Here is a 20,346-nt window from a genome sequence, read left to right on the forward strand (position 1 = left end):
GATGACGCACCGATCCGTATCCGGCCCGGGTGGTGAACCGCCGCCCGGGCCGCTGCCTGTCCGGGCCGGGGACGACACCCCACCGGCCGTACCGCTTCCCGCCGAACTGGCCGAGTCGGCCCGTACCCTCTTCGCGGAGCGACTCCCGCTCGCGGCCGCGTACGCGGAACTGCTGGCCGGCCCCGGCGTACTGCGCGGCCTGATCGGTCCCCGTGAGACGCCTCGGATCTGGGACCGGCACTTGCTCAACTGCGCCGCGATGGTGGAGCTTCTCCCGGTCGGCGCCTCCGTGGTGGACGTGGGCTCCGGGGCCGGACTTCCCGGAGTCGTCCTCGCCATCGCCCGGCCGGACCTGACGGTCACGCTGGTCGAGCCGCTGGCCCGGCGGGCCGTCTTCCTGGCCGAGGTGGTCACCGCGCTCGACCTCGGCGACGCCGTCACCGTGGTCCGGGCCCGGGCGGAGGAACTCGCCGCGAGCCGGCGGGAGGGTGCCGGTGGCCGGCGCCGCCGTACCGGCAGGAGCGGGCGGTCCACCGGGCCGGTTCCGGTCGAATCCGGGCCGGTTCCGGCCGGATCCGGTGTACCGGTCGACCTGGCCAACCTTCCCGACGAGCTGCGGGTACCGGCCGACGTCGTGACGGCCCGTGCCGTCGCCCCGCTCGACCGGCTGGCCGGCTGGTGTCTTCCGCTCGCGGTACTCGGCGGGCGCCTGCTGGCGATGAAGGGATCCAGCGCCGCCGAGGAGGTGGCCGAGCACGCCGAGGCGGTACGCCGGCTCGGCGGGTCGTCGCCGGTGGTCCGGCAGGCCGGCCTCGGCGTGGTCGACCCGCCGACGACCGTCGTCGAGGTGGTCCGGGAGCGCCCCGGTCGCACACCGGCCCGGGGTACGCCGGGCGGCCGGCGGGGCGGAACGGCCCGGTAGCGGCGGAGCGGATTTGCCGCCTTCAGGGCCGTCTGCCTGGGCTGCTGGCATTTGCTGGTTCCTGCGCCTATTCGCTGGCCCTGCGGCACTTTCTCCTGGCCGGCCCGGCTTGCTGCTCTCGTCCTGGGCCGTGACTCGGTGGAGGGTGCGCCGGCTATACCCTGTGCCGGTGATGCTGCCCCTGCCGTCCGGCGACTTCCGCGCCTACCTCTTCGACTGCGACGGCACCATCGCCGATTCCATGCCGTTGCACTACATCGCCTGGCAGCGGGCGCTCGCGGAGTGGAACTGCGTCCTGCCGGAAGACCTCTTCTACGCCTGGGGCGGCCGGACGGTGATCGACATCATCGTCACGCTCAACGAGCGGCAGGGTCTCGCCATGCCGCCGGAAGCGGTCGCTCGGCGCAGGGAGGAGCTCTATCGCGAGCTGCTGCCACGGTTGACGGCCGTACCGGAGGTACGGCAGCACGTCGAGCAGGCCCACGGACGACTTCCGCTCGCCGTCGTCTCCGGCAGCACCAGGGAGTCGGTCACCGCCTCCCTGGAGACGCTCGGTCTGCTGGCGAAGTTCGACGTACTGGTCTGCGCCGAGGACTACACGACGGCCAAGCCGGATCCGGAGGGCTTCCTGCTCGCCGCCCGCCTACTGGACGTGCCGCCGGAGTCCTGTCTGGTGTTCGAGGACACCGAACTGGGCATCCAGGCGGCCACGGCGGCGGGCATGGCGTCGGTACGCGTACCGGCGCCCTGGCAGCGTGGGGCGGTCGGTCGCCAGTGGGACCGGCTGGGTGAGGCGTCGGCGGCGCGTTGACGACACCTTTCCCAGGCCGCCGTGACAAGTGCCAGGAGAGCGGGTGCCGCCGGGCCCGTACGGAGGGTTGGTCCGGTGCCGGAGGCGCGAATAATCGGCAAGCCGAGCGGGAGGCGTCGTATCCGCTGATCAGACAGGTCTGTCGGGACGGAACTCCGGAACGGCCGGTTTTCATCCTACGGACAGCCGTGGCCCTATTTGCCCAGCGGCCGTAGGCTGACCGCGCGTCGATAGTGTAGACCGGGCAGCGGGTGGCGCCTCAGGCCTTCGCTGCTTCTTGCCGGACCGCACGCTACGCCCGAGGCGCGGGCATGGGCGCTGACCGGGCCGACACCATCCGAAGCTGGCAGGGATGACACGGTGCATGACAACGGTAGGTATGACGATCCAGAGATGACGGACTCCGGGGGATACCACTCCGGCGGCGCCGATGTTTCACGTGAAACCGAGTACGAAGGCTGGTCCGCGAGTGGCCGGGCCCGTCCGCCGGGGCGGGGTGACGACTCCGACGGCCAACCGACCGGGTACGCCGGCACACCGTCCCGTGGTCCAAGCCGGGGTACCGCCCGGGTCACGCCGCCGCCCGGCCCGACCGAGCGCGGCGGGCCCGGGTACGCCCCGGTGACTTCGCCGTTCGCGGCGGAACCGGCCGGTCCCGGGGTGGCGCCGGAGCCGCCTCGCCAGCCGGTGCATCGGCCGGGACAGGAACCGTCCGGGCAGAGTGCGGAGCAGCCGAGACCGGCGGGGCGGGCGATGGCGCCGACCTTCTCGGCGCCGCCGGACGTACCGCAGCAGCCGGCGGCGCCGCATGCCGGCGTTCAGCCTTCGGTCGTGCCCCCGGTCGCGGTGCCGGCCGTGCCTCCAGCCGCGTCGCCGGTCGCGTCGCCGGTCAGCACTGAGGCACCGGCCCCGAGTCGAGCGGCGGCCCGGGTGCAGGCGGACGGGGTACGCCCGCCGAGCCGCCCGGTTGCCGTCGAGCCCGAGCCGCCGGCCGACACGCCGTCGGCGGTACCGGAGACCATCCCTGAGGACGCCGCGTCCGACGCGTACGTTTCACGTGAAACCCCGTCGCGCGAGGAAGACGATCCCCCGTTGGCAATGGAGGCAATGCGCGCTGTGCAAATCCTGAACCCGAGCGGCGAGGTGACGATGCCGCGTCCGGACCGGCCACGGATCATGTGTGTCGCGAACCAGAAGGGAGGCGTCGGCAAGACCACCACCACGGTCAACCTGGCGGTGGCCCTGGCGCTGCACGGCAACCGTGTTCTGGTCGTGGACCTCGACCCGCAGGGGAACGCCTCCACCGGGTTGAACGTGCCGCACCATGCCGGCGTCCCGGACGTCTACGACTGCCTGATCGACAACGTGCCGCTCTCTGAGGTGGCCCAGGGCGTCGAGGGGATCCCCGACCTGTGGTGCGTACCGGCCACCATCGACCTGGCCGGTGCCGAGATCGAGCTGGTTTCGGTGGTCGCCCGGGAGTCCCGCCTCGCTCGCGCCATTGCCGGCCACCCGGCGGAGTTCGACTACGTCTTCATCGACTGCCCGCCGTCACTCGGCCTGCTCACGGTCAACGCACTCTGCGCCGCCCAGGAAGTGCTGATCCCGATCCAGTGCGAGTACTACGCACTGGAGGGGCTGAACCAACTCATCAACAACATCAACCTGGTACGCCAGCACCTGAACCCGACCCTTGAGGTCTCGACGATCCTGCTCACCATGTACGACCGGCGGACCCGGCTGGCGGACGCGGTGGAGCAGGACGTCCGGAACCATTTCGGCGACAAGGTGCTCCAGGCGGTGATCCCGCGCAACGTGCGGGTATCGGAGGCTCCGAGCTACGGCCAGTCGGTGATGACCTACGATCCCGGTTCGCGGGGCGCTACGAGCTACTTCGAGGCGGCCCAGGAGATTGCGATGCGCGGGGTCAAAGAGTCTGTTGGCCGCAATGCATAGCTCGGTTGATGCGTCGGGAGGCGTGGCATGAAGAACCGTCCGCGGGGCGGGCTGGGTCGAGGACTGGGCGCGCTGATTCCCACCACCGCACCGGAACCGGCTGCCGGGGTGGTGACGGCGGAGCCTCCAGCCGGTCGACCGGAGACGGCGCCATCTCTGCCCGGTGAATCCTCCTGGTCCACGCCGGTGCCCCCGGCCCCGGCCCAGCCGACCGGGCCGGAGCTGGCGCCCGTTCCCGGAGCCCGGTTCGCCGAGATCCCGCTCGACGCGATCGTGCCCAACCCGAAGCAGCCACGGCAGATCTTCGACGAGGAGGCCCTGGAGGAACTCAAGCTCTCGATCCAGGAGGTCGGCTTCCTCCAGCCGATCGTGGTACGCCAGCTTCCCGACGACCGGTTCGAACTCGTCATGGGCGAACGGCGCTGGCGGGCGGCGCAGGCGGTCGGTCGGGACTCGATCCCGGCGATCGTCCGGGACACCCGGGACGACGCGATGCTCCGAGACGCGCTGCTGGAGAACATTCACCGGGCCAACCTCAACCCGCTGGAAGAGGCGGCGGCGTACCAGCAACTGCTGGAGGAGTTCGGCGCGACGCACGAGGAACTGGCGCGCCGGATCGGCCGCAGCCGCCCGCAGATCTCGAACACCATCCGGCTGTTGAACCTGCCCGCCGAGGTACAGAAGCGAGTGGCGGCCGGAGTACTCTCCGCCGGACATGCCCGGGCGTTGCTCAGCCTGGAAAGCTCGACCGCGCAGGAGGAACTCGCCCGCCGGATCGTGGCCGAAGGGCTGTCGGTACGGGCCACCGAAGAGGTGGTGAAGCTCGCCGAGAACTCCCCGAGCCGGCCCAGCCCGGCGAAGCGGCGGGCGAAGGTACACGCCCCCGGGCTCACCGATCTCGCGGACCGGCTATCGGATCGGTTCGACACCCGGGTGAAGGTCGACATCGGGCGTAACAAGGGGAAGATCACCATCGAGTTCGCCACCGTGGACGATCTCGAACGGATCGTCGGTCTGATCGGGATGACGGGCTCGGACGCCGAGTCGGACGAACCAGCCTGATCCCCGGACCGCTCCGCCCATCCGGCGCGACGGCGGGCGGACGGCGTACTCGACAGAGCGGCAACGGCCACGACCCCGAGTGACTAGGGTCGTGGCCGTTCGCGTCGCTGCCGTTGGAGTCGCGGCCGGAGGCGGTGTGCCGGTTTCACGTGAAACCAGCCGCCAGCCGCCAGCCACCAGCCGCGCCCGCCATCGTCTACGGTGCGCGTCAGCGCCAATCACGCCGCTTCACGCCGCTCGCGGTCGCCGCCGCCCGCTCGCTACCCTTCCCGCTCGCTACCGCCTCGTGCTCGCTAGCGAATACACGCGCTACCGCCTCGCGCTTGGTGTCGCCTCGCCTGCCGTTGACCGGCGTGCCACCCTTCTCTCTCATTCGAGTCGTCGGGTCTCACCACCGTTCGCTCCGGGTCGACCGCCCGCAGACGCGATTCGCTGCGGGGCGGCCGCATCCCGCCCACGCATCCCGCCCACTGCCGTTTGCGCCAGCCGGCCGAGACCCCACCCGACGACGGCCCGCCGTCGACTCCTACCGCTCGACTCCCACCGCTCGATTCCACGGGGTGCTGTGGAGCCAGCCACGATCTCTTCACCTGTCCAAGGGTGTCCGGGAGCAGCCGATGAACGGCACGATTCGCTAACCCGCCTTCGACGTGCGGGCGTCCTGTCAACGAGCAGGGCTGATCAGTAGGAGCCGGGTGGGACCTACCGGGGCTTCCGGAGGTTGCTCGGTGACCCGGTCGATGTCGGCGTCGGCTGCCGGCCGCGCAGAGCGCTCGGCGTGAAAGCCTCTGACGCCCCCGGCAGCCCCCGGCACAGCCCGCGGGACCGGCTCAAGGGGTTGTGGCTCCAGCGGGGATCTCGGCGGTCTTGAGAGGCATCTGAGGCGCTGTCCGCCCGCAGGGCGGATCTTCCGGGGAGCCACCGACCCCGGCCGCCTAACCCAGAACGATTGGCCGAGGGGCGTCGAACTCCCACCGCCGAGTAGTCCCCACACCGTGCGCTGCGTGGCCCCAAGTTTCGGATACCGATTCGCGTCGGCCCCCGGGCTTGCCACGTCGCCCGGGATGGCGAAAGTAATCCACAGGGGTTGTCCACAGGCACCCCCCGTTTCACGTGAAACAGCGCGTGGAACGCGGTATCAGCCTGTGGATGACGGCGGTGAAATCCGCATCCCGAAGCCTCCGGAAGGCTCAACGACAGCCCAGTCGAGCCGATCAGCGGTCGGGTACGAACTGCCGCGGTAGCTGTTCGAGGGTCGGAAATGGGTGTCCCGCGCGAGCCGGCCCGACACCTCCGGACCGAGCAGTCCGGGCCCACCCATCCGGCTGTCCGGAGGCGGCCGTCGTGGCTCGGAGGCCGGGCCGACATGTCGATGATCGGCAGCCAAAACAGGGTAGGGACAGCGGTCCGGAACTCGGTTAGGGTCAGCGTCGTGCCCCACACCCCTCCCGCTGTACCAGACTTCACCAGGTGGCCTTCGTTCCCCTTCGAAGGCGAGTTCCGGGTCAAGCAACTCGACGAGCCCGTCGCGGTCGAGCCGCCGCGCAAGGGCGAGGGCTCCGGCGAATGCCACTCCTGCAACGCTCCCGACGACGCCTACATCTGGGTCAGTGAACGCTGGCGGGTACGCGCCATGGACCGGCCCACCGGGCTGCCGATGGTGCTGATCCTGGAATCACGTTCGCATCTGGACCTGGGCGATCTGCCCAACCTGCTCGCTGCCGAACTCGGGGTGATGACGGTACGGCTGGAGCGGGCCGTACGGTCCCTGGACGGAGTCGCCCGGGTGCACGTCAACCGCTGGGGCGACGGCGCCGCACACCTGCACCTGTGGTTCCTCGCGCGGCCGTACGGGCGCCTCCAGTTGCGCGGTACCTTCCTCTCGCTGTGGGATGACATCCTGCCCCCGATCCCGGAATCGCAGTGGCGGGAGAATCTGGCGCTCGTGGCCGCCTGGCTCGCCGAGTTCGGCGGGCGTCCGCTGGCCGAGCCGCCCCGCATCCAGTGGCAGGCGCCGTCGAGCCTGGCTCAACAGGGTGCGGCGGAGTCGGCCGCCGCCGTGTCGTTGAGGGACGCCCCGACGCCGACCGAGCCGACCGCCTCCTCCCGGACCCCGGCTGCAACGACCGAACCGAAACGGGAACCCGAGCAGGAACCGGAACGGAAGCCGGGAGGACAGGAGCCGGGAGGACAGGAGTCGGCAGGACAGGAGCCGGGAAGAGAGGAGCCGGCGGCAGGGCGGCAGGGAACGGAGGGGACGGACTCCACCGACGCTTCCGATTCGACCGCCCGCCGCGAATCCCACGGCGATCCGGCCACCCGGGCGTACTGACCGAGCGGACCCGCCCCGGAGCCGGGGCGGGTCAGGGGCGGCCGGGGGTGCGGCGCTGGGCGGCGCGGGCGACCAGCGTGCGCAGCAGCTCGCCGAAATCGAGCCCGGCGGCGCCCACGGCGAGCGGGAGCAGCGAGGTCTCGGTCATCCCGGGCGAGACGTTGACCTCCAGCACGTGCGGCCGGTCGTCCTCGTCGACGATCAGGTCCACCCGGGACAGGTCGCGGAGCCCGAGCGCGGCGTGGGCCGCGAGGGCGGTCTCCGCGACCCGGGCCGCCGCGCTGGCCGACAACCGGGCCGGGGCGTGCCAGGTGGTGAGCCCGGCGGTGTACCGGGCGGCGTAGTCGTATACGCCGTTGCGCGGGACGATCTCGACGGCGGGCAGCGCGCGCGGGCCGTCGCCCAGGTCGACCACCGAGACCGCCACGTCCATTCCGGGTACGAAGCGCTCCACGAGCGCCGTCGAGTCGTACGCGAAGCAGCCGACCATCGCCGCCGGGAGTGCGGCGGGGTCCCGGACCACGGCGGCGCCGAGACCCGAGCCGCCCTGGGCCGGCTTGATCATGAGTGGCAGTCCGAGCCGGTCGACGATCCGGTCCAGCACCGCCACCGCCCCGAGTTCGGAGAACCGGTCGTGCGGCAGCGCCACCCAGTCCGGGGTGGGGATGCCGTCCTCGCGGAGTACCGCCTTCGCCGACGGCTTGTCCCAGGCCAGTCGGGACGACCGGGCGTCACAGCCGACGTACGGCACGTCGCAGATGTCGAGTACGCCGCGCAGCGAGCCGTCCTCGCCGGTCGACCCGTGCAGGGCGATCACCACCGCGTCCGGGGGATCGTCGCGGAGCAGCGGCAGCAGCGAGACGTCGGCGTCCCGCAGTTCCGCCTCCACTCCCACCGAGCGGAGCGCGTCGAGTACCCGTCGACCGGACTTCAGCGACACGTCCCGCTCGTAGGAGAGTCCACCGGCGAGTACGAGTACCCGCAGCTCCGCCGTGGCCTCCTGTGGTACGAGGTCCGGCCATTCGGCGGCGAGTAGCGGATCGTCGGCGGAGTGGGTACCCATGCCGGAGATCATGCCAAGTCGGGACCTGGCACGTCCGCGCCGGCCTGCCCACGACGGCGGGACGGGGCAGCCACGGTGCCGAAGACCTCGCGCATGGCGGTCTCCTGCTCCATCACGCTCGCCAGCCGGCGCACGCCCTCGCGGATCCGCTCCGGCGGCGGGAAGGAGAAGTTGAGCCGCATGTGGCCCGCGCCGGTGCCGTCGGCGAAGAAGCCGGTGCCGGGCACGTAGGCGACCCGGGCGGCGATCGCCCGCGGCATCATCGCCTTGGCGTCCAGGCCCTCCGGCAGCGTCGCCCAGACGAAGAGACCGCCGCCCGGCTCGGTCCAGCTGGTGCCGGCCGGCATGTAGTCGGCGAGCGCGTCGAGCAGGGCGTCCCGGCGCTCCCGGTAGACCTCACGGTAGATCTTGAGCTGCTGCCGCCACGGCATCGTCGACAGATAGGTGGTGACGGCCGCCTGGGCGAAGGCGCTGGGGCAGAGGATCTGCGCCTCGCTGGCGATCACCAGCTTGTCGCGTACGGCGTGCGGGGCCAGGATCCAGCCCACCCGCAGGCCCGGCGCGAAGGTCTTGGAGAAGGTGCTCAGGTAGAAGACGCCGTCCCGACGGCGGGCGCGCAGCGGCAGCGGCGCCTCGCAGTCGAAGCCGAGCTGGCCGTACGGGTCGTCCTCGACCACCAGCAGGCCGGCCCGTTCGCAGATGTCGAGCACCCGCTCCCGGCGCTCCTCGGTCAGCGTGACGCCGGCCGGGTTCTGGAAGGTCGGGATCGTGTAGAGGAACTTCGCCCGGCGACCCGAGCGGGCGACCTCGGCGATGGCCAGCTCCAGCGCCTCCGGGATCAGGCCGTCGGCGTCCATCGGCACGTGCACCACCTGGGCCTGAGCGCTCTGGAAGACGCCGAGCGCGCCGACGTAGGTGGGTCCCTCGGCCAGTACCACGTCGCCGGGGTCGAGGAAGAGCCGGGCGATCAGGTCCAGCGCCTGCTGCCCGCCGACCGTCACCACCACGTCCTCCGGGGAGGCGCCACAGCCGACGTCGATGCCGGAGAGCGCCATCACCTCGCAGATCCGTTCCCGCAGCTCCAGGGTGCCCTGGCCGATGCCGTACTGGAGCGTCGTCGCGCCCTGGTCGGCGGCGAGCTTGTTCAGCATCTCGCCGACCGCGTCCAGCGGCAACGCGGCGATGTAGGGTGCGCCACCGGCCAACGAGACGACCTCCGGACGGCTGGCGACGGCGAAGAGAGCTCGGATCTCCGATGCCGTCATCCCGCGTACCCGCCGGGCATAGCGGTCCGTGTAGTCGTCCAGCGTCGTGCCGGTCATGCCGCCTCCTCGCTGTGCTCTCTCCGCGCCACGACGTCCGCGGCCGGGCGCCGGATGATGCCGGCGTCGCACCCGCTCATCCCGCCTCCCCGCGCGCTCGTCGTGCCTCCGTGATGGTGGCCGGGACGGTCACCGAACCGCATTCCCGGAAACAGGTCGCTTGATCCCGCCCGGGTGCCCTCGGCACCTCGAACGCCGCGCCCGCGATCCGTCCCGTCCGTTCGAACCCCCGCCTCACGGGCGGGCCGGTGGGGCTGGCCGGCAACTCCGCCGGTCGGCGCTCGTCGCTCGATGGTAATCCGGATCACCCGGTATCGCCCTCCGCCCAGCGGCCCGTCCACATGTCGGACCGGTTGACCTGCCCGGTCGCCCACCGACCCGCCGCAACGGTCCGTAGTCGACCCGTCCTCTCCCGGGCCGCGAGGTTCCGGCGTACGATCGCTCGTTGGGGGTAGGGACCGGAGATGGCGATGTTTGCGGCCTTTATACCTCCGGGATGATTTGTGGGGATGCGCCGATGTCGCGACGTCTGGTCAGTCTGACCCTCGACACTCTCGAAGACCTGCCCCGGCCCTGCCGACGGTGCGTCTACTGGGAGCTGGATCCGGTGGCCGCCGAACGTGCCCGCGAGGCGGGTGACCCCGGCCTGGAGAAGGAGGCCTGGGTCTCGCAGACGCTGCTCGAATGGGGCTCCTGCGGAAAGCTGGCATACGTCGACGGCATGCCGGCCGGGTTCGTGATGTACGCCCCGCCGGCCTACGTGCCCCGGTCGATGGCGTTTCCCACCTCCCCGGTCTCGGCCGACGCCGCACTGCTGACCACGGCACACATCGTCACCACCTTCGCCGGTGGCGGGCTGGGCCGGATGCTCGTCCAGGGGGTCGCGCGGGACCTGACGAAGCGGGGCATCAAGGCGATCGAGGCGTTCGGTGACGCGAAGTTCGGCGACGCGGGTGAGGGTGCCGGCGGCTGCGTCGCCCCGGCCGACTACTTCCTCTCGGTCGGCTTCAAGACGGTACGGCCGCATCCGCGCTTTCCCCGCCTCCGGCTGGAGTTGCGGACCGCGCTCTCCTGGAAGTCCGACGTCGAGTACGCGCTGGAGAAGCTGCTCGGCTCGATGAGCCCGGAAGGGCTGCTCCGGCCGGTACGCCCGGCCACCCGCTCGGCCGCCGGCTGACGGCGCACCCGGGGCTCCGGGCCGGTCAGTCCCGGGCGGCGGCGCCGGCCGCCACCATCGCGCGCAGCTCGCTGACGTCGATCGAGCCGGTCGGCACGTCCTCCTCGACCGGGAAGTACATCCGCTGCACGGCGGCGACGATGGCGTCCACGACCCGGTCCCGGAACCGGGGGTCGATCAGCCGCGCCCGGTCGGTGGGTGAGGTGAGGTAGCCGACGTCGACGCGTACCGCCGGCATCCGGGTCAACCGGAGCAGCTCCCAGGTCTTCGCGTGGATCTGGCAGTTGCGCAGCCCGGTCCGGGCCACGATCTCGCGCTGCACGAGCCCGGCCAGCCGCTCGCCGACGCTCGACGTCACCCCGTTCGAGGTGCCGTAGTGGTAGGTGGCGACCCCGTCCGCCTCCGGATTCGCGTGCCCGTCGATGTGCAGCGAGATGAGCAGGTCACCGCCGAGTTCGTTGGCCAGGTCGGCCCGGGTGAGGTCGGCCAGCGGTGCCGCCGGAGCCGGGCCCCGGGTGAGGTGCACCCGCATGCCGGCGGCGGCGAGCCGGCCCTCCAGCCGGGCGGCGAGGTCGTAGGCGAGGTCCGCCTCGGTCCACCGCATCGTGCCGTCCTGCACCACGAAGCCGGGATCGAAGGGGTCGTGACCGGGGTCGACGACGATGACCTTGCCGACCAGGTTCGGCCCGGACTGGCGGAACGCGTCGGACTCGCGCAGCAGGGTCGGACGGCCGCCGACCACCTTCCGGCCGAGCCGGCGCAGCGCGTTCATGGTCTGCGGGCCGCAGGCGCCGTCCGGGGGCAGCCCGACCTCACGCTGGAACTGGGCGACCGCGCGGGCCGTCCGGGCGCCGTAGACGCCGTCGGCGCGGCCGACGTCGTAACCCATCTCCAGCAGGCGTTCCTGGAGGGTACGCACGTCCTCGCCGATCAGCGGGTCGGGAATCGCCTGGTAGAGGGTACGGGCGCCGAGGCGCCAGCGGGCCGCGTCCAACGCCCGCCAGGTCTCCGGACCGACCTGACCGTCGACGCTCAGCCCCCGGTCCTGCTGGAAGGCGCGTACCGCGCGCTCGGTCTCCGCGTCGAACTCGTCGGCGCCGGGCGGCCCACCGGCGGGCAGCAGGCTCAACCCGACCAGGACGGCTCGGATCTCGATGACCGCGCGTCCCCGGTCACCACGTCGGATCGGACGCACGGACGACCTCCCTCTGCGTGTCTGCGGCTGTCTGCCCGGGTGTCGGGCGGTGCCGGATCGACCCTGCGACCGGTCCGGCGGTGGACGGTTCGTGGTTCCTCCGCCGGGCCCGGCGGACCGCTCGACGGGGGTCCGACCCGGTGGCGTCGACCCACCTTCGCGAGGAGGAACGCTTCCGGAGCGTACCGTGGCGCTCTGGCCCCCGCCCGTCGTTGACCGTACGGCATCCGGCCAACGACGGCGCCTGGCTGCGGATATACCCGTTCGGTCGGTACGCCAGACGCGGCCGGACGTACCGGCGGTGTCAGATCCGCCACGGGAGGGCCGTCCGCGGTCCGGTCCTGTCGTCGCGGCCGGCTCCCGTCGCGGCCGGAAACGCCGACGCGCCCGCGTCCGGATCCCCCGGAGGCGGGCGCGTCGGCTGGCTGTGGCTCCCGCTACAGCGCGGTCTCGATGAGCTTGAGCAGATCGCTCTTGGGCCGGGCCCCGGCGATGGACTGGACCGGCTCGCCGCCCTTGAACATCGTCAGGGTCGGCACCGAGAGCACCCGGTAGGCACGAGCGGTCTCCGGGTTGTCGTCGATGTTGAGCTTGACGATCCGGACCTTGTCCCCCATCTCGCCGGCGATCTCCTCCAGCAGGGTGTCGACCTTGCGGCACGGTCCGCACCACTCGGCCCAGAAGTCCACCAGTACCGGCGTATCGGACTGCAGCACGTCACTGGCGAAGTTGGCGTCCGTGACGGCGCTTGTTGCTCCCACTAGTCCTCCTCGGGGGTTGCTACGTGCGTTGGAATTCAGTCTTCTTCGAGCGTCGCGAGGAACCGCTCGGCGTCGAGGGCGGCGGCACAGCCGGTGCCGGCCGCGGTGATCGCCTGGCGGTAGGTGTGGTCGACCAGGTCACCGGCGGCGAACACGCCGGGGATGTTGGTCCGGGTGCTCGGCGCCTGGACCTTGACGTAGCCGTTCTCGTCCAGCTCCACCTGGCCCCGGAACAGCTCGCTGCGCGGGTCGTGGCCGATCGCCACGAAGACGCCGCTGACGTCGAGCGTCTTGGCCTCGCCGGTGTGCGTGTTGCGCAGGCGTACCCCGGAGACCTTGCCGTCGTCGCCGAGCACCTCCTCGACCACGCTGTTCCACTCGACCTGGATCTTGTCGTTCGCCAGCGCCCGGTCCGCCATGATCTTGCTGGCCCGGAACTCGTCCCGGCGGTGCACGATCGTCACCTTGCTGGCGAACTTGGTGAGGAAGGTCGCCTCCTCCATCGCCGAGTCCCCGCCACCGACCACCACGATCTCCTGGCCCCGGAAGAAGAAGCCGTCACAGGTGGCACAGGACGACACACCGTGCCCGAGGTACTCCTGCTCGCCCGGCACGCCCAGCGGCCGCCAGGCCGAACCGGTGCTCAGGATGACCGCCTTCGCCCGGTACGCCGTCTCGCCGACGTACGCGGTGCTGACCGCGCCGGAGCCCGGCACGCCGGTGTCGGCCAGCTCGACCCGGGTCACGTCGTCGGTGACGAACTCGGCCCCGAACCGCTCGGCCTGCTTGCGCATCGCGTCCATCAGCTCCGGACCCATGATGCCGTCCGCGAAGCCGGGGAAGTTCTCCACCTCGGTGGTGGTCATCAGCGCACCGCCGGACTGCACACCCTCGATGACCAGCGGTTTGAGATTGGCGCGCGCGGCGTAGACCGCCGCGGTGTAACCGGCCGGCCCAGAGCCGATGATGATCAGGTTGCGGACCTCGTCCACTGCCGTCTCCCGATGTGTGTCTCTGCGCCACCGACGCCATGCGCCGACGGCGGTCCGAGCGCCGGCCACGTACGGCACCGGCACCTGCAAGCCAGAACGTCATCGTACGAACCGGGGATTCCCGAGCCGGTCATCCGGTGGGTCATGTCACTGCGCCGACGAAACAGCCGATGAGGCGTTGTTTCACCCTACCCGGCTCTGATAGGTGACGTCGGCACCGGCGGCCGGTGAACCGCAGTTCGGGCCGGTCACCCAGGCCCAGCGGGCGCCCGACGGATCGGTGAAGACGACGACGAGCGCGGCCTTGCCCTGGAAGGTGGCGTAGTCCACCAGCTCGACCGCGACCGGGCCCTGGGCGTGCTCCGCCGCGATCGCGTCCAGGCAGGCGGCGAGTACGGACCGGTCGCCCAGCCGCTGTAGGGACTTGTCGGCCCCCGTCGGCAGGCAACACGGCGAGGCGGCGGTCGCCGGGTTCGGGCCGGTGCTCCGGACGCCCGGGTCGGCGTCGTCCTCGCGTACCGGGCCGGAGCTGCGGACCTGCGGCGAGGACCGCGGCGGCGCGGTGGTCGAGACGGCCTGCCTGGCCAGGTTGGAGACGGTGTCCGGCAGGGAGTCGGGGGTGTAGTCGGTGCCGGTGGAGAGCAGCCGCTCGGCGGAGGGTTCGACCACCGTCCGGGGCGGGCCGGAGCCGAGGATCTGCGGCACGCCGGCGTCCTCCTGGGAGTTCATCGCCGTACCGGCGGACTGGTCACCGGCGCTGTCCCCGCCATCCACCAGCCCGTTGAGGGCAAATCCGGCAAAGCCGGCGACCACGGTCGCGAGCAGGATGGGAGCGGCCATCCGCCGCGCCCAGCGCCGTCGCCGACCGGGTGTGCCGGGGCGCTGCGTGCCGCCGCCGGCCCGGGTCGGCTCGGCCGGCTGCTCTCGACGGGGGCGGCCGGCCGGACGCGTCGGCCCGCCCGGTGCGGAGCCGCTCACCGGGCCGGTCCCGGAGTCGGGGGTGACGCCGGGCCGGCCACCGGCACCCGGTGCCGGAACCTCGCCCGGCTCCGCCGGCACTCCGGGAACGGGTACCGGCACTCCGGGAGCCTCCGCCGGCACTCCGGGAGCCTCCGCCGGCTCCCCCGGAGCCTGGTCCGACTCTGCCGCGGGAGCTTCGGCCGGCTGCGCCGGAGCCTGGTCCGACTCCACCCCTGGAGCTTCGGCCGGGTCCGCCGGTGTCCCGGGAACCTCGGCGGTGCTGGTGCCGGTGGACGGTCTCGTGTCGGTGGACGGTCTCGTGTCGGTGGACGGCGCGGTGCTGTCGGGCGTGGCCGCGTCGGCCAGTGCCGTGATCAGCCGGTCGAGCACCGGGGACGGCATCGGGGTCGGTTCGGCGGCCCAGGCCGCGAGATCGAGGCGTACCGCGTCGAGCCCGGCGGTGAGCGCGGCGTACGCCTCGGCCCAGGCCGGGTCCCGGTCGACCAGCCGGGCGATCTCGGTCTCGTCCGGGGTGCCGTGCAGCGCGCCACCGACATAGTCGGCCAGCAGGTCGAGATCGACCTCCCGGAACTGGCCCCCGGTCACGATTCCTCCTGGTCCTGGTCGGTCCGGCCACCACGCCGGCCCGGTGCCACCTGCTTGTCCGTCCCCAGCCGGATCGATTCCGATCGGACGCCGCCGCCGGAGCCGAGGTTCCCGCTGGTGACCGACGGCACCCTCGGGCTCGGCGCCGGGTCGCGGCCGGTACCCGCCGGTCGGAGGTGGCCGAGCAGGAGGGCGAGCCGGGCCCGTCCCCGGGCGCACCGGCTCTTCACGGTGCCCTCGGCGACGCCGAGGATCTCGGCCACCTCGGCGACCGAATAGCCCTGTAGGTCGACCAGCACCAGCGCGGCCCGCTGCTCGACCGGGAGTTCCGCGAGCGCCTGGCGTACGACGAGCCTGGTGTCGTGGTCGGTGGCCGGCGCGGCCGGCTCGACGCCGCCCTGCCAGCGGGCGGTGTCGAGTGGGCGGGTGCTGTCCGGCAGCGGCACGGTCGGGTGGGCCTGCCGACGGCGGATCCGGTCTAGGCAGGCGTTCACCACGATCCGGTGCAGCCAGGTGGTGACGGCGGCCTCGCCCCGGAACCGGGCCGCCGAGCGGTGTGCCGAGAGCAGGGCGTCCTGTAGGGCGTCCGCCGCCTCCTCCCGGTCGGAAACCGTACGGAGTGCCACCGCCCAGAGCCGGTCCCGGTGCCGGTGCAGGAGGGTCGCGAAGGCGTCCCGGTCGCCGTCGACATGCGCCCGGAGCAGTTCGGCGTCGCTGCGCTCCGGATCGCCGGGCGATCCACCGCCGCCCGGGCCGGTGCCGTCAGCCGCGCCGGCCGCCTCCGCCGAGCCTGTGCCGTCGGCCGAAGCTGTGCCAGCAACCGGGGCTGTGCCGTCGATCGAGGCTGTGTCGTCGACCGGGCGTGTGCTGTCGATTGAGGCTGTGCTGTCGACCGGGCCTGTGCTGGCGGGTCGGGCGGTCGGGTCGAGCCGGACGGAACCGGGCGGCCGGGGCGCCGTACCGTCGGTCCGGCCCGGTGCCTGCGACCCGGGCGGCTCGACGTCGCCCAGGGCCGGGCGCGCCGGCCGGGCCGGGTCGGTCGACGCCCAGGGGTGGACGGGGGACGAGCCGGCGCGGCCGGCGGCGTCGGAGCCCAACCCGCCGGTCATGGCCGCACGATAGCCGAATCACGCCCGTGCGGGGACGACCGGTGGCTCACCGGCTCTGGACCGTGATCTCCTGAACCCCGATCTTCCACCGGGCGGCGCCCGGCTCGGTCTCCGGCAGGTCGGTGATCCACAGCATCAGGTACTGGTATTTCTGGCCCGCCACGAAGTTGCTGAACAGGACCCTGGTGCTGTCGGTCTTCTCGTACGCGTTGCCGATCCGGTTGCTGTACGCCTCGACGAGCGCCCGGTCGCCGCTGGCGTTCGCCGGGAAGTCCTTGCTGCCGGAGCGAAGCTCGGCGGAGACGCCGCTCTCCGAGAAGTCCACCTGGACGCTGGTGACCTCCCTGGGCTCGCCCAGGTTGATCAGGATGCCCATCCCGTCCTTCTTGTTGCCGAACTTCGAACCGTTGCGGTAGGTCTCGGTCTCCCAGCCCTCGTTGACGTCGCCGTCGACCGCCTTCTCCACGTCGTCCAGCTCGCTCCGGGTGCCGTCCGGGTCGATCACCCGGACCTGGTCGCCCTTGAGGTTGACCTTGCGCGGGATGGCGGCCGGTGGCTCCGGGTCTCCGGCGACCGCCGGCTCGGTGCTGGTCCCCGCGCTCGGGGCCGGCCCGGCCTGGCCGTCGGACGGGTCCCGGTCGCCGACCAGCGCGTTGATGCCGAGCGAGAGCCCGACCAGCGCGATCACCAGCAGGGCGGCGATCCCGATCAGCATCCTGCGGTTGCTCGGCGTCGGCAGGTCGGGGCCGCCGTCGTCACCGGAGGTGAAGCGGAGCGGCCCGCTGTCGAGGTAGTGCTCCTCGGCGGCGGCGTCGAGCCGGCCCAGCTCGGCGGCGAGGACGTCCGAGGACGGCACCGCGAGCTGCGAGTCGAGCAGGTCCATGGTGAGGTCGTCGAGGTAGGCGGGTACGCCGGCCCGGACCTGCCGGGGGGCCGCGATGGTGCCGCTCGCGTCGCGTACCGCGTCGGGCAGCGGAGAGCGGGAGCGCCGGGTGGAGCCGGCGGTGAGGGATGCCTCGGCGTGCGGCCAGTGGCCGGTCAGCGCGTAGTAGAGGATGCCGCCGACCGCCCGTACGTCGGTCTCGGGGGTGTCCGCGCCGTCGGTACGCGCGTCGGCGAGCACGACCCGGCCGTCGTCGCCGACCATCACGGTGCCGGGGTGCAGGTTGCCGTGCACCATGCCGGTGGCGTGGATGGCGGAGATCGCCCCGGAGACGGCGTGCGCGATGCTGGTGGCCCGGGCCGGGTCGAGCACCCCCTCGGCGACGAGTTCACGCAGGGAGTGTCCGTCCACCCACTCGCGGACGACGTACGCCCGGTCTTCCTCGTCGATCGCGTCGTAGACGCCGACCAGGTTGGGGTGGATCACCCGGCTGGCCGCCACCGCGGCCTGGAGCATCTCCTTCGCGGAGTCGCCGCCGGGATAGCGCAGCACCACGGCGACCGGTCGGCGCAGCACCACGTCGACACCGCGCCAGACCTGCCGGCCCGCGCTGTCGTCGTTGATGTGTTCGGCAAGCTCGTACCGCTCGGCCAGGATCTCACCGACGGCGGGGGCACCGAAGGTCATCACGGACGGAGCTGCCTCGTCCGCCTCCTGACCTTCGCCGACCTGGGTCACCCGTCCTCCCTCGGTGATCGTGTCGATCGATGGACCCGTGCTGCTAGGCATCTGGCTTCCCGCTCCGCCTTCGAAGGAATCGGACGGCCACCGGCACTCCTAGCCTAGGCGCTCGCCGCACCCGTCGAGAGCGACCTTACCCGGGTCTGACTGATCCCCGACACGTCATCTTGCGGCCGTGCGCCGACCTGCTGGGCGGATGTGTCGGGAAGCGCGCTGGATCGTCCGCTGTCAGCCACCTTGATGGCCCGTGCATTTAGCAATCTATAGGTTAATTTCAACAGTTTGCTACGGGGTCGGTGTGCCGGCCCGCCGCCCCCGCCCGGCACCCTTGTCGTCCGGGACGTCGGCATGCACCCGGCACCTTCCCCTGTGCGCCGGAAGTATGCCGGACGCACGAGGTCGAGAGCATCCGGGTGGGGCGCGCAACGGCGGTCACGTCGATCACATCGCGGACAGTACGACCCGGTCGCACCGTGACAGTCGGTCAGCCGTCGTCCACAGGGTGTGCGCGGAGGTCCGAGCGGGACGCGCCGGGTTTTCCACAGGTACGTCCCCAGCCCGTGCCCCGACCGGTCGCCGGTGGCTCACCGACCGAGCCGGCGCCGGACCATGCCGACCACCGTGGTTATCTCCCGGATCCGCAGCAGCAGGGCGAGTCCGAGGTACGTGGCGCCGATCGCCGCCCCGCCGATCGCCACCTCCAGGAAGCCCAGCCAGCGGTTCTCGATCGCCGAGCCGGGCAGCAGGACCACCACCAGCAGGCCGACCAGGGTGGCGCCGAGCGCGGCCACGACCACCCGGCCGAAGGTGTTGAGCATCGCGCCGAGCCCCATCCGGCCGATCCGGGGGCGCAGCAGCCAGGCGGAGATCACCGCCGCGGCGACGTACGAGACGGCGTTGCCGACCATCATCCCGGAGGCGAGTACCGAGGTGGAGAAGACGGCGAAGACGAGGATCTGCACCAGGATCCGGACCAGTACCACCGGGATGTTGATCAGCGCCGGCATGCGGGTGTCGGGCAGCGCCCAGAACGCGAAGGTGAAGACCTGACTGACCGCGAACGGGATCAGCGCCAGCGCGGCGACCAGCAGCACCGGCGAGATCGCCCCCGCGTCGCCCCGGGCCGCGCCGTAGTCGAAGAGGCTCACCGCGATCGGTTCGGCGAGTACGGCGTAGCAGACCGCGATCGGCGCGAGCACGGCGGTGACGGTCCGGACGGTACGGGACAGGTCGGTCGCCATGTCCTCGAACCGGCCGTCGGCGGCGGCGGCACTCATCCGGGGCATCAGCGCGGTGATGATCGAGACCGCGATGATGCCGTGCGCCATCATCAGCAGCAGGAAGACGTTGTTGTAGATGGCCGGCCCGGCCGACTCGCCCTCGACCTGGTTGAGCAGGTTGAAGAGCACGATCAGGCCGATCGAGTTGACCGCCACGTAGCAGAACATCCAGCCGCCGAGCCGGCCCAGCTCACGCAGGCCCAGCGCCCGGAAGTCGAACCGCCACCGCCAGCGGAAGCCGACCCTGCGCAGCGCCGGCAGCAGGCCGACGGCCTGGACGACTATGCCGAGCAGGGTGCCGCCGCCGAGCAGCAGGATCCGACCCGGGCTCATCTCGGCCGGGTCGATGAGTTCGGTGCCGTAGATGGCGATGTAGAGGGCGCAGGCGGCGATGATGACGAGGTTGTTGAGGATCGGTGTCCACATCGGCGCCGCGAAGTGCCCACGGGTGTTGAGGATCGCGGCGACCAGCGCACTCAGCCCGGAGAAGAAGATGATCGGCAGCAGCAGCCGGGAGAGCGTGGTGACCAGCGAGTGGTATTCGCCGCCGCGGCCGCCCGCGTAGATCGCGGTCAGCAGCGGGGCGGCGGCGATCGCCAGCACCGCGGCCACGCCGAGGGCCAGCACCGCGAGGGTGAGCAGGCGTTGGGCGTACGCCTGGCCGCCGTCGGGGTCGACCCGGCGTCGGCGTACCAGCACCGGCACCAGCACGCTGGTCAGGATGCCGCCGAGCAGGAACTCGTAGACCATCTGCGGGATGATCAACGCGGTCGCGTACGCGTCGTTGACCGCGAAGGCGCCCAGCGCGGCCGTGACCATCAGGGTGCGCAGGAAGCCGGTGCCCCGGCTCACCAGGCTGCCGATCGCCATGATCGCGCTGTTGCCGGCGGCGCTGCCGGCGGTCTCCGGCGGCGGCGTGGTGCTCTCCAGGGCCGGCTGCGCCGAGATCAACGTGGCGCCGTCCTGGGGCGGCGGGACGCCGTCGGGCATGGCGTTCGCGCTGCGGTACAGCCCGCCAGCCATGTCAGCCTCCCAAAGGGGTACGGCGGGCAGGGCACCCGCCGGCACCTTGGAACCTTAGTCAACCCGGTCATCCGCCCGCCCGGCCCCGTCACCGGTCGGCCGGCGTGCCCGGCGCCGGTCGGTGCCGGACGGTTCAGTAGGCTGGCGATCC

15 protein-coding genes are annotated in these 20,346 nt (G+C 72.0%); 6 read left to right on the forward strand and 9 right to left on the reverse strand.

All coding sequences use genetic code 11. The features are described 5' to 3' along the window. Window position 1: 1 nt before the first annotated feature. From C6W10_RS30060 to C6W10_RS30090, 5 genes are all read left to right on the forward strand, one after another. Window positions 2-922, forward strand: a complete 921-nt coding sequence (locus C6W10_RS30060; RefSeq protein WP_234361481.1) for a 16S rRNA (guanine(527)-N(7))-methyltransferase RsmG — start codon at window positions 2-4, stop codon at window positions 920-922. 172 nt (window positions 923-1,094) lie between these two features. Continuing rightward, window positions 1,095-1,733 carry an HAD family hydrolase gene (locus C6W10_RS30070; protein ID WP_369938722.1) on the forward strand — a complete coding sequence of 213 codons (639 nt, stop codon included), beginning with the start codon at window positions 1,095-1,097 and terminating at the stop codon, window positions 1,731-1,733. Between the two features lie 753 nt (window positions 1,734-2,486). After that, entirely contained in the window at window positions 2,487-3,689 is a 1,203-nt protein-coding gene (locus tag C6W10_RS30080) for a ParA family protein (RefSeq protein ID WP_304598403.1), read from the forward strand. 27 nt (window positions 3,690-3,716) lie between these two features. Further along, the gene (locus C6W10_RS30085; RefSeq protein ID WP_107262488.1) at window positions 3,717-4,751 is read left to right on the forward strand and encodes a ParB/RepB/Spo0J family partition protein; all 1,035 of its coding nucleotides are present in this window, start codon (window positions 3,717-3,719) and stop codon (window positions 4,749-4,751) included. A 1,432-nt stretch (window positions 4,752-6,183) separates the two neighbouring features. Next, entirely contained in the window at window positions 6,184-7,083 is a 900-nt protein-coding gene (locus tag C6W10_RS30090; protein WP_369937189.1) for a hypothetical protein, read from the forward strand. 31 nt (window positions 7,084-7,114) lie between these two features. On the opposite strand, the gene C6W10_RS30095 is transcribed toward C6W10_RS30090, so the two are convergent. Together C6W10_RS30095 and C6W10_RS30100 are read right to left on the reverse strand one after the other, a co-directional pair. Continuing rightward, window positions 7,115-8,146 carry a D-alanine--D-alanine ligase gene (locus C6W10_RS30095; protein WP_107264396.1) on the reverse strand — a complete coding sequence of 344 codons (1,032 nt, stop codon included), beginning with the start codon at window positions 8,144-8,146 and terminating at the stop codon, window positions 7,115-7,117. An 8-nt stretch (window positions 8,147-8,154) separates the two neighbouring features. Continuing rightward, entirely contained in the window at window positions 8,155-9,468 is a 1,314-nt protein-coding gene (locus tag C6W10_RS30100; protein ID WP_107262489.1) for a PLP-dependent aminotransferase family protein, read from the reverse strand. A gap of 517 nt (window positions 9,469-9,985) precedes the next feature. Between C6W10_RS30100 and C6W10_RS30105 the strand changes: the two genes are divergently transcribed. Beyond that, window positions 9,986-10,645 carry a GNAT family N-acetyltransferase gene (locus C6W10_RS30105; RefSeq protein ID WP_107262490.1) on the forward strand — a complete coding sequence of 220 codons (660 nt, stop codon included), beginning with the start codon at window positions 9,986-9,988 and terminating at the stop codon, window positions 10,643-10,645. 25 nt (window positions 10,646-10,670) lie between these two features. Here C6W10_RS30105 and C6W10_RS30110 read toward each other — a convergent pair whose 3' ends face one another. From C6W10_RS30110 to murJ, 7 genes are all read right to left on the reverse strand, one after another. Beyond that, a complete protein-coding gene (locus C6W10_RS30110; protein WP_107262491.1) occupies window positions 10,671-11,840 on the reverse strand; it encodes an N-acetylmuramoyl-L-alanine amidase in 1,170 nt (389 codons plus the stop codon). 437 nt (window positions 11,841-12,277) lie between these two features. Then, window positions 12,278-12,601: a thioredoxin gene (trxA, locus tag C6W10_RS30115; protein WP_107262492.1), complete on the reverse strand. Its 324-nt coding sequence runs from the start codon at window positions 12,599-12,601 to the stop codon at window positions 12,278-12,280. Between the two features lie 35 nt (window positions 12,602-12,636). Continuing rightward, entirely contained in the window at window positions 12,637-13,593 is a 957-nt protein-coding gene (gene trxB / locus C6W10_RS30120; RefSeq protein WP_107262493.1) for a thioredoxin-disulfide reductase, read from the reverse strand. A 183-nt stretch (window positions 13,594-13,776) separates the two neighbouring features. After that, window positions 13,777-15,159, reverse strand: coding sequence for a hypothetical protein (locus tag C6W10_RS30125; protein WP_107262494.1), 1,383 nt, complete (start codon window positions 15,157-15,159; stop codon window positions 13,777-13,779). Beyond that, a complete protein-coding gene (gene sigM, locus C6W10_RS30130) occupies window positions 15,156-15,998 on the reverse strand; it encodes an RNA polymerase sigma factor SigM (protein ID WP_107264397.1) in 843 nt (280 codons plus the stop codon). The genes C6W10_RS30125 and sigM overlap by 4 nt, the downstream gene beginning before the upstream one ends. A gap of 316 nt (window positions 15,999-16,314) precedes the next feature. Continuing rightward, window positions 16,315-17,940 carry a protein kinase family protein gene (locus C6W10_RS30135; protein WP_107262495.1) on the reverse strand — a complete coding sequence of 542 codons (1,626 nt, stop codon included), beginning with the start codon at window positions 17,938-17,940 and terminating at the stop codon, window positions 16,315-16,317. A gap of 536 nt (window positions 17,941-18,476) precedes the next feature. Further along, window positions 18,477-20,195: a murein biosynthesis integral membrane protein MurJ gene (murJ, locus tag C6W10_RS30140; protein ID WP_107262496.1), complete on the reverse strand. Its 1,719-nt coding sequence runs from the start codon at window positions 20,193-20,195 to the stop codon at window positions 18,477-18,479. Window positions 20,196-20,346: the final 151 nt, after the last annotated feature.

It is taken from the genome of Plantactinospora sp. BB1 (assembly GCF_003030385.1).
GTDB lineage: Bacteria > Actinomycetota > Actinomycetes > Mycobacteriales > Micromonosporaceae > Plantactinospora.

Excerpts from the sequence above, each read along its gene's own strand:
- C6W10_RS30060 (WP_234361481.1), top strand. The coding sequence starts at position 2 with ATGACGCACCGATCCGTATCCGGCCCGGGTGGTGAACCGCCGCCCGGG.
- C6W10_RS30070 (WP_369938722.1), top strand. The coding sequence starts at position 1,095 with ATGCTGCCCCTGCCGTCCGGCGACTTCCGCGCCTACCTCTTCGACTGC.
- C6W10_RS30080 (WP_304598403.1), top strand. The coding sequence starts at position 2,487 with ATGGCGCCGACCTTCTCGGCGCCGCCGGACGTACCGCAGCAGCCGGCG.
- C6W10_RS30085 (WP_107262488.1), top strand. The coding sequence starts at position 3,717 with ATGAAGAACCGTCCGCGGGGCGGGCTGGGTCGAGGACTGGGCGCGCTG.
- C6W10_RS30095 (WP_107264396.1), bottom strand. The coding sequence starts at position 8,146 with ATGGGTACCCACTCCGCCGACGATCCGCTACTCGCCGCCGAATGGCCG.
- C6W10_RS30100 (WP_107262489.1), bottom strand. The coding sequence starts at position 9,468 with ATGACCGGCACGACGCTGGACGACTACACGGACCGCTATGCCCGGCGG.
- C6W10_RS30105 (WP_107262490.1), top strand. The coding sequence starts at position 9,986 with ATGTCGCGACGTCTGGTCAGTCTGACCCTCGACACTCTCGAAGACCTG.
- C6W10_RS30135 (WP_107262495.1), bottom strand. The coding sequence starts at position 17,940 with ATGCCTAGCAGCACGGGTCCATCGATCGACACGATCACCGAGGGAGGA.
- murJ (WP_107262496.1), bottom strand. The coding sequence starts at position 20,195 with ATGGCTGGCGGGCTGTACCGCAGCGCGAACGCCATGCCCGACGGCGTC.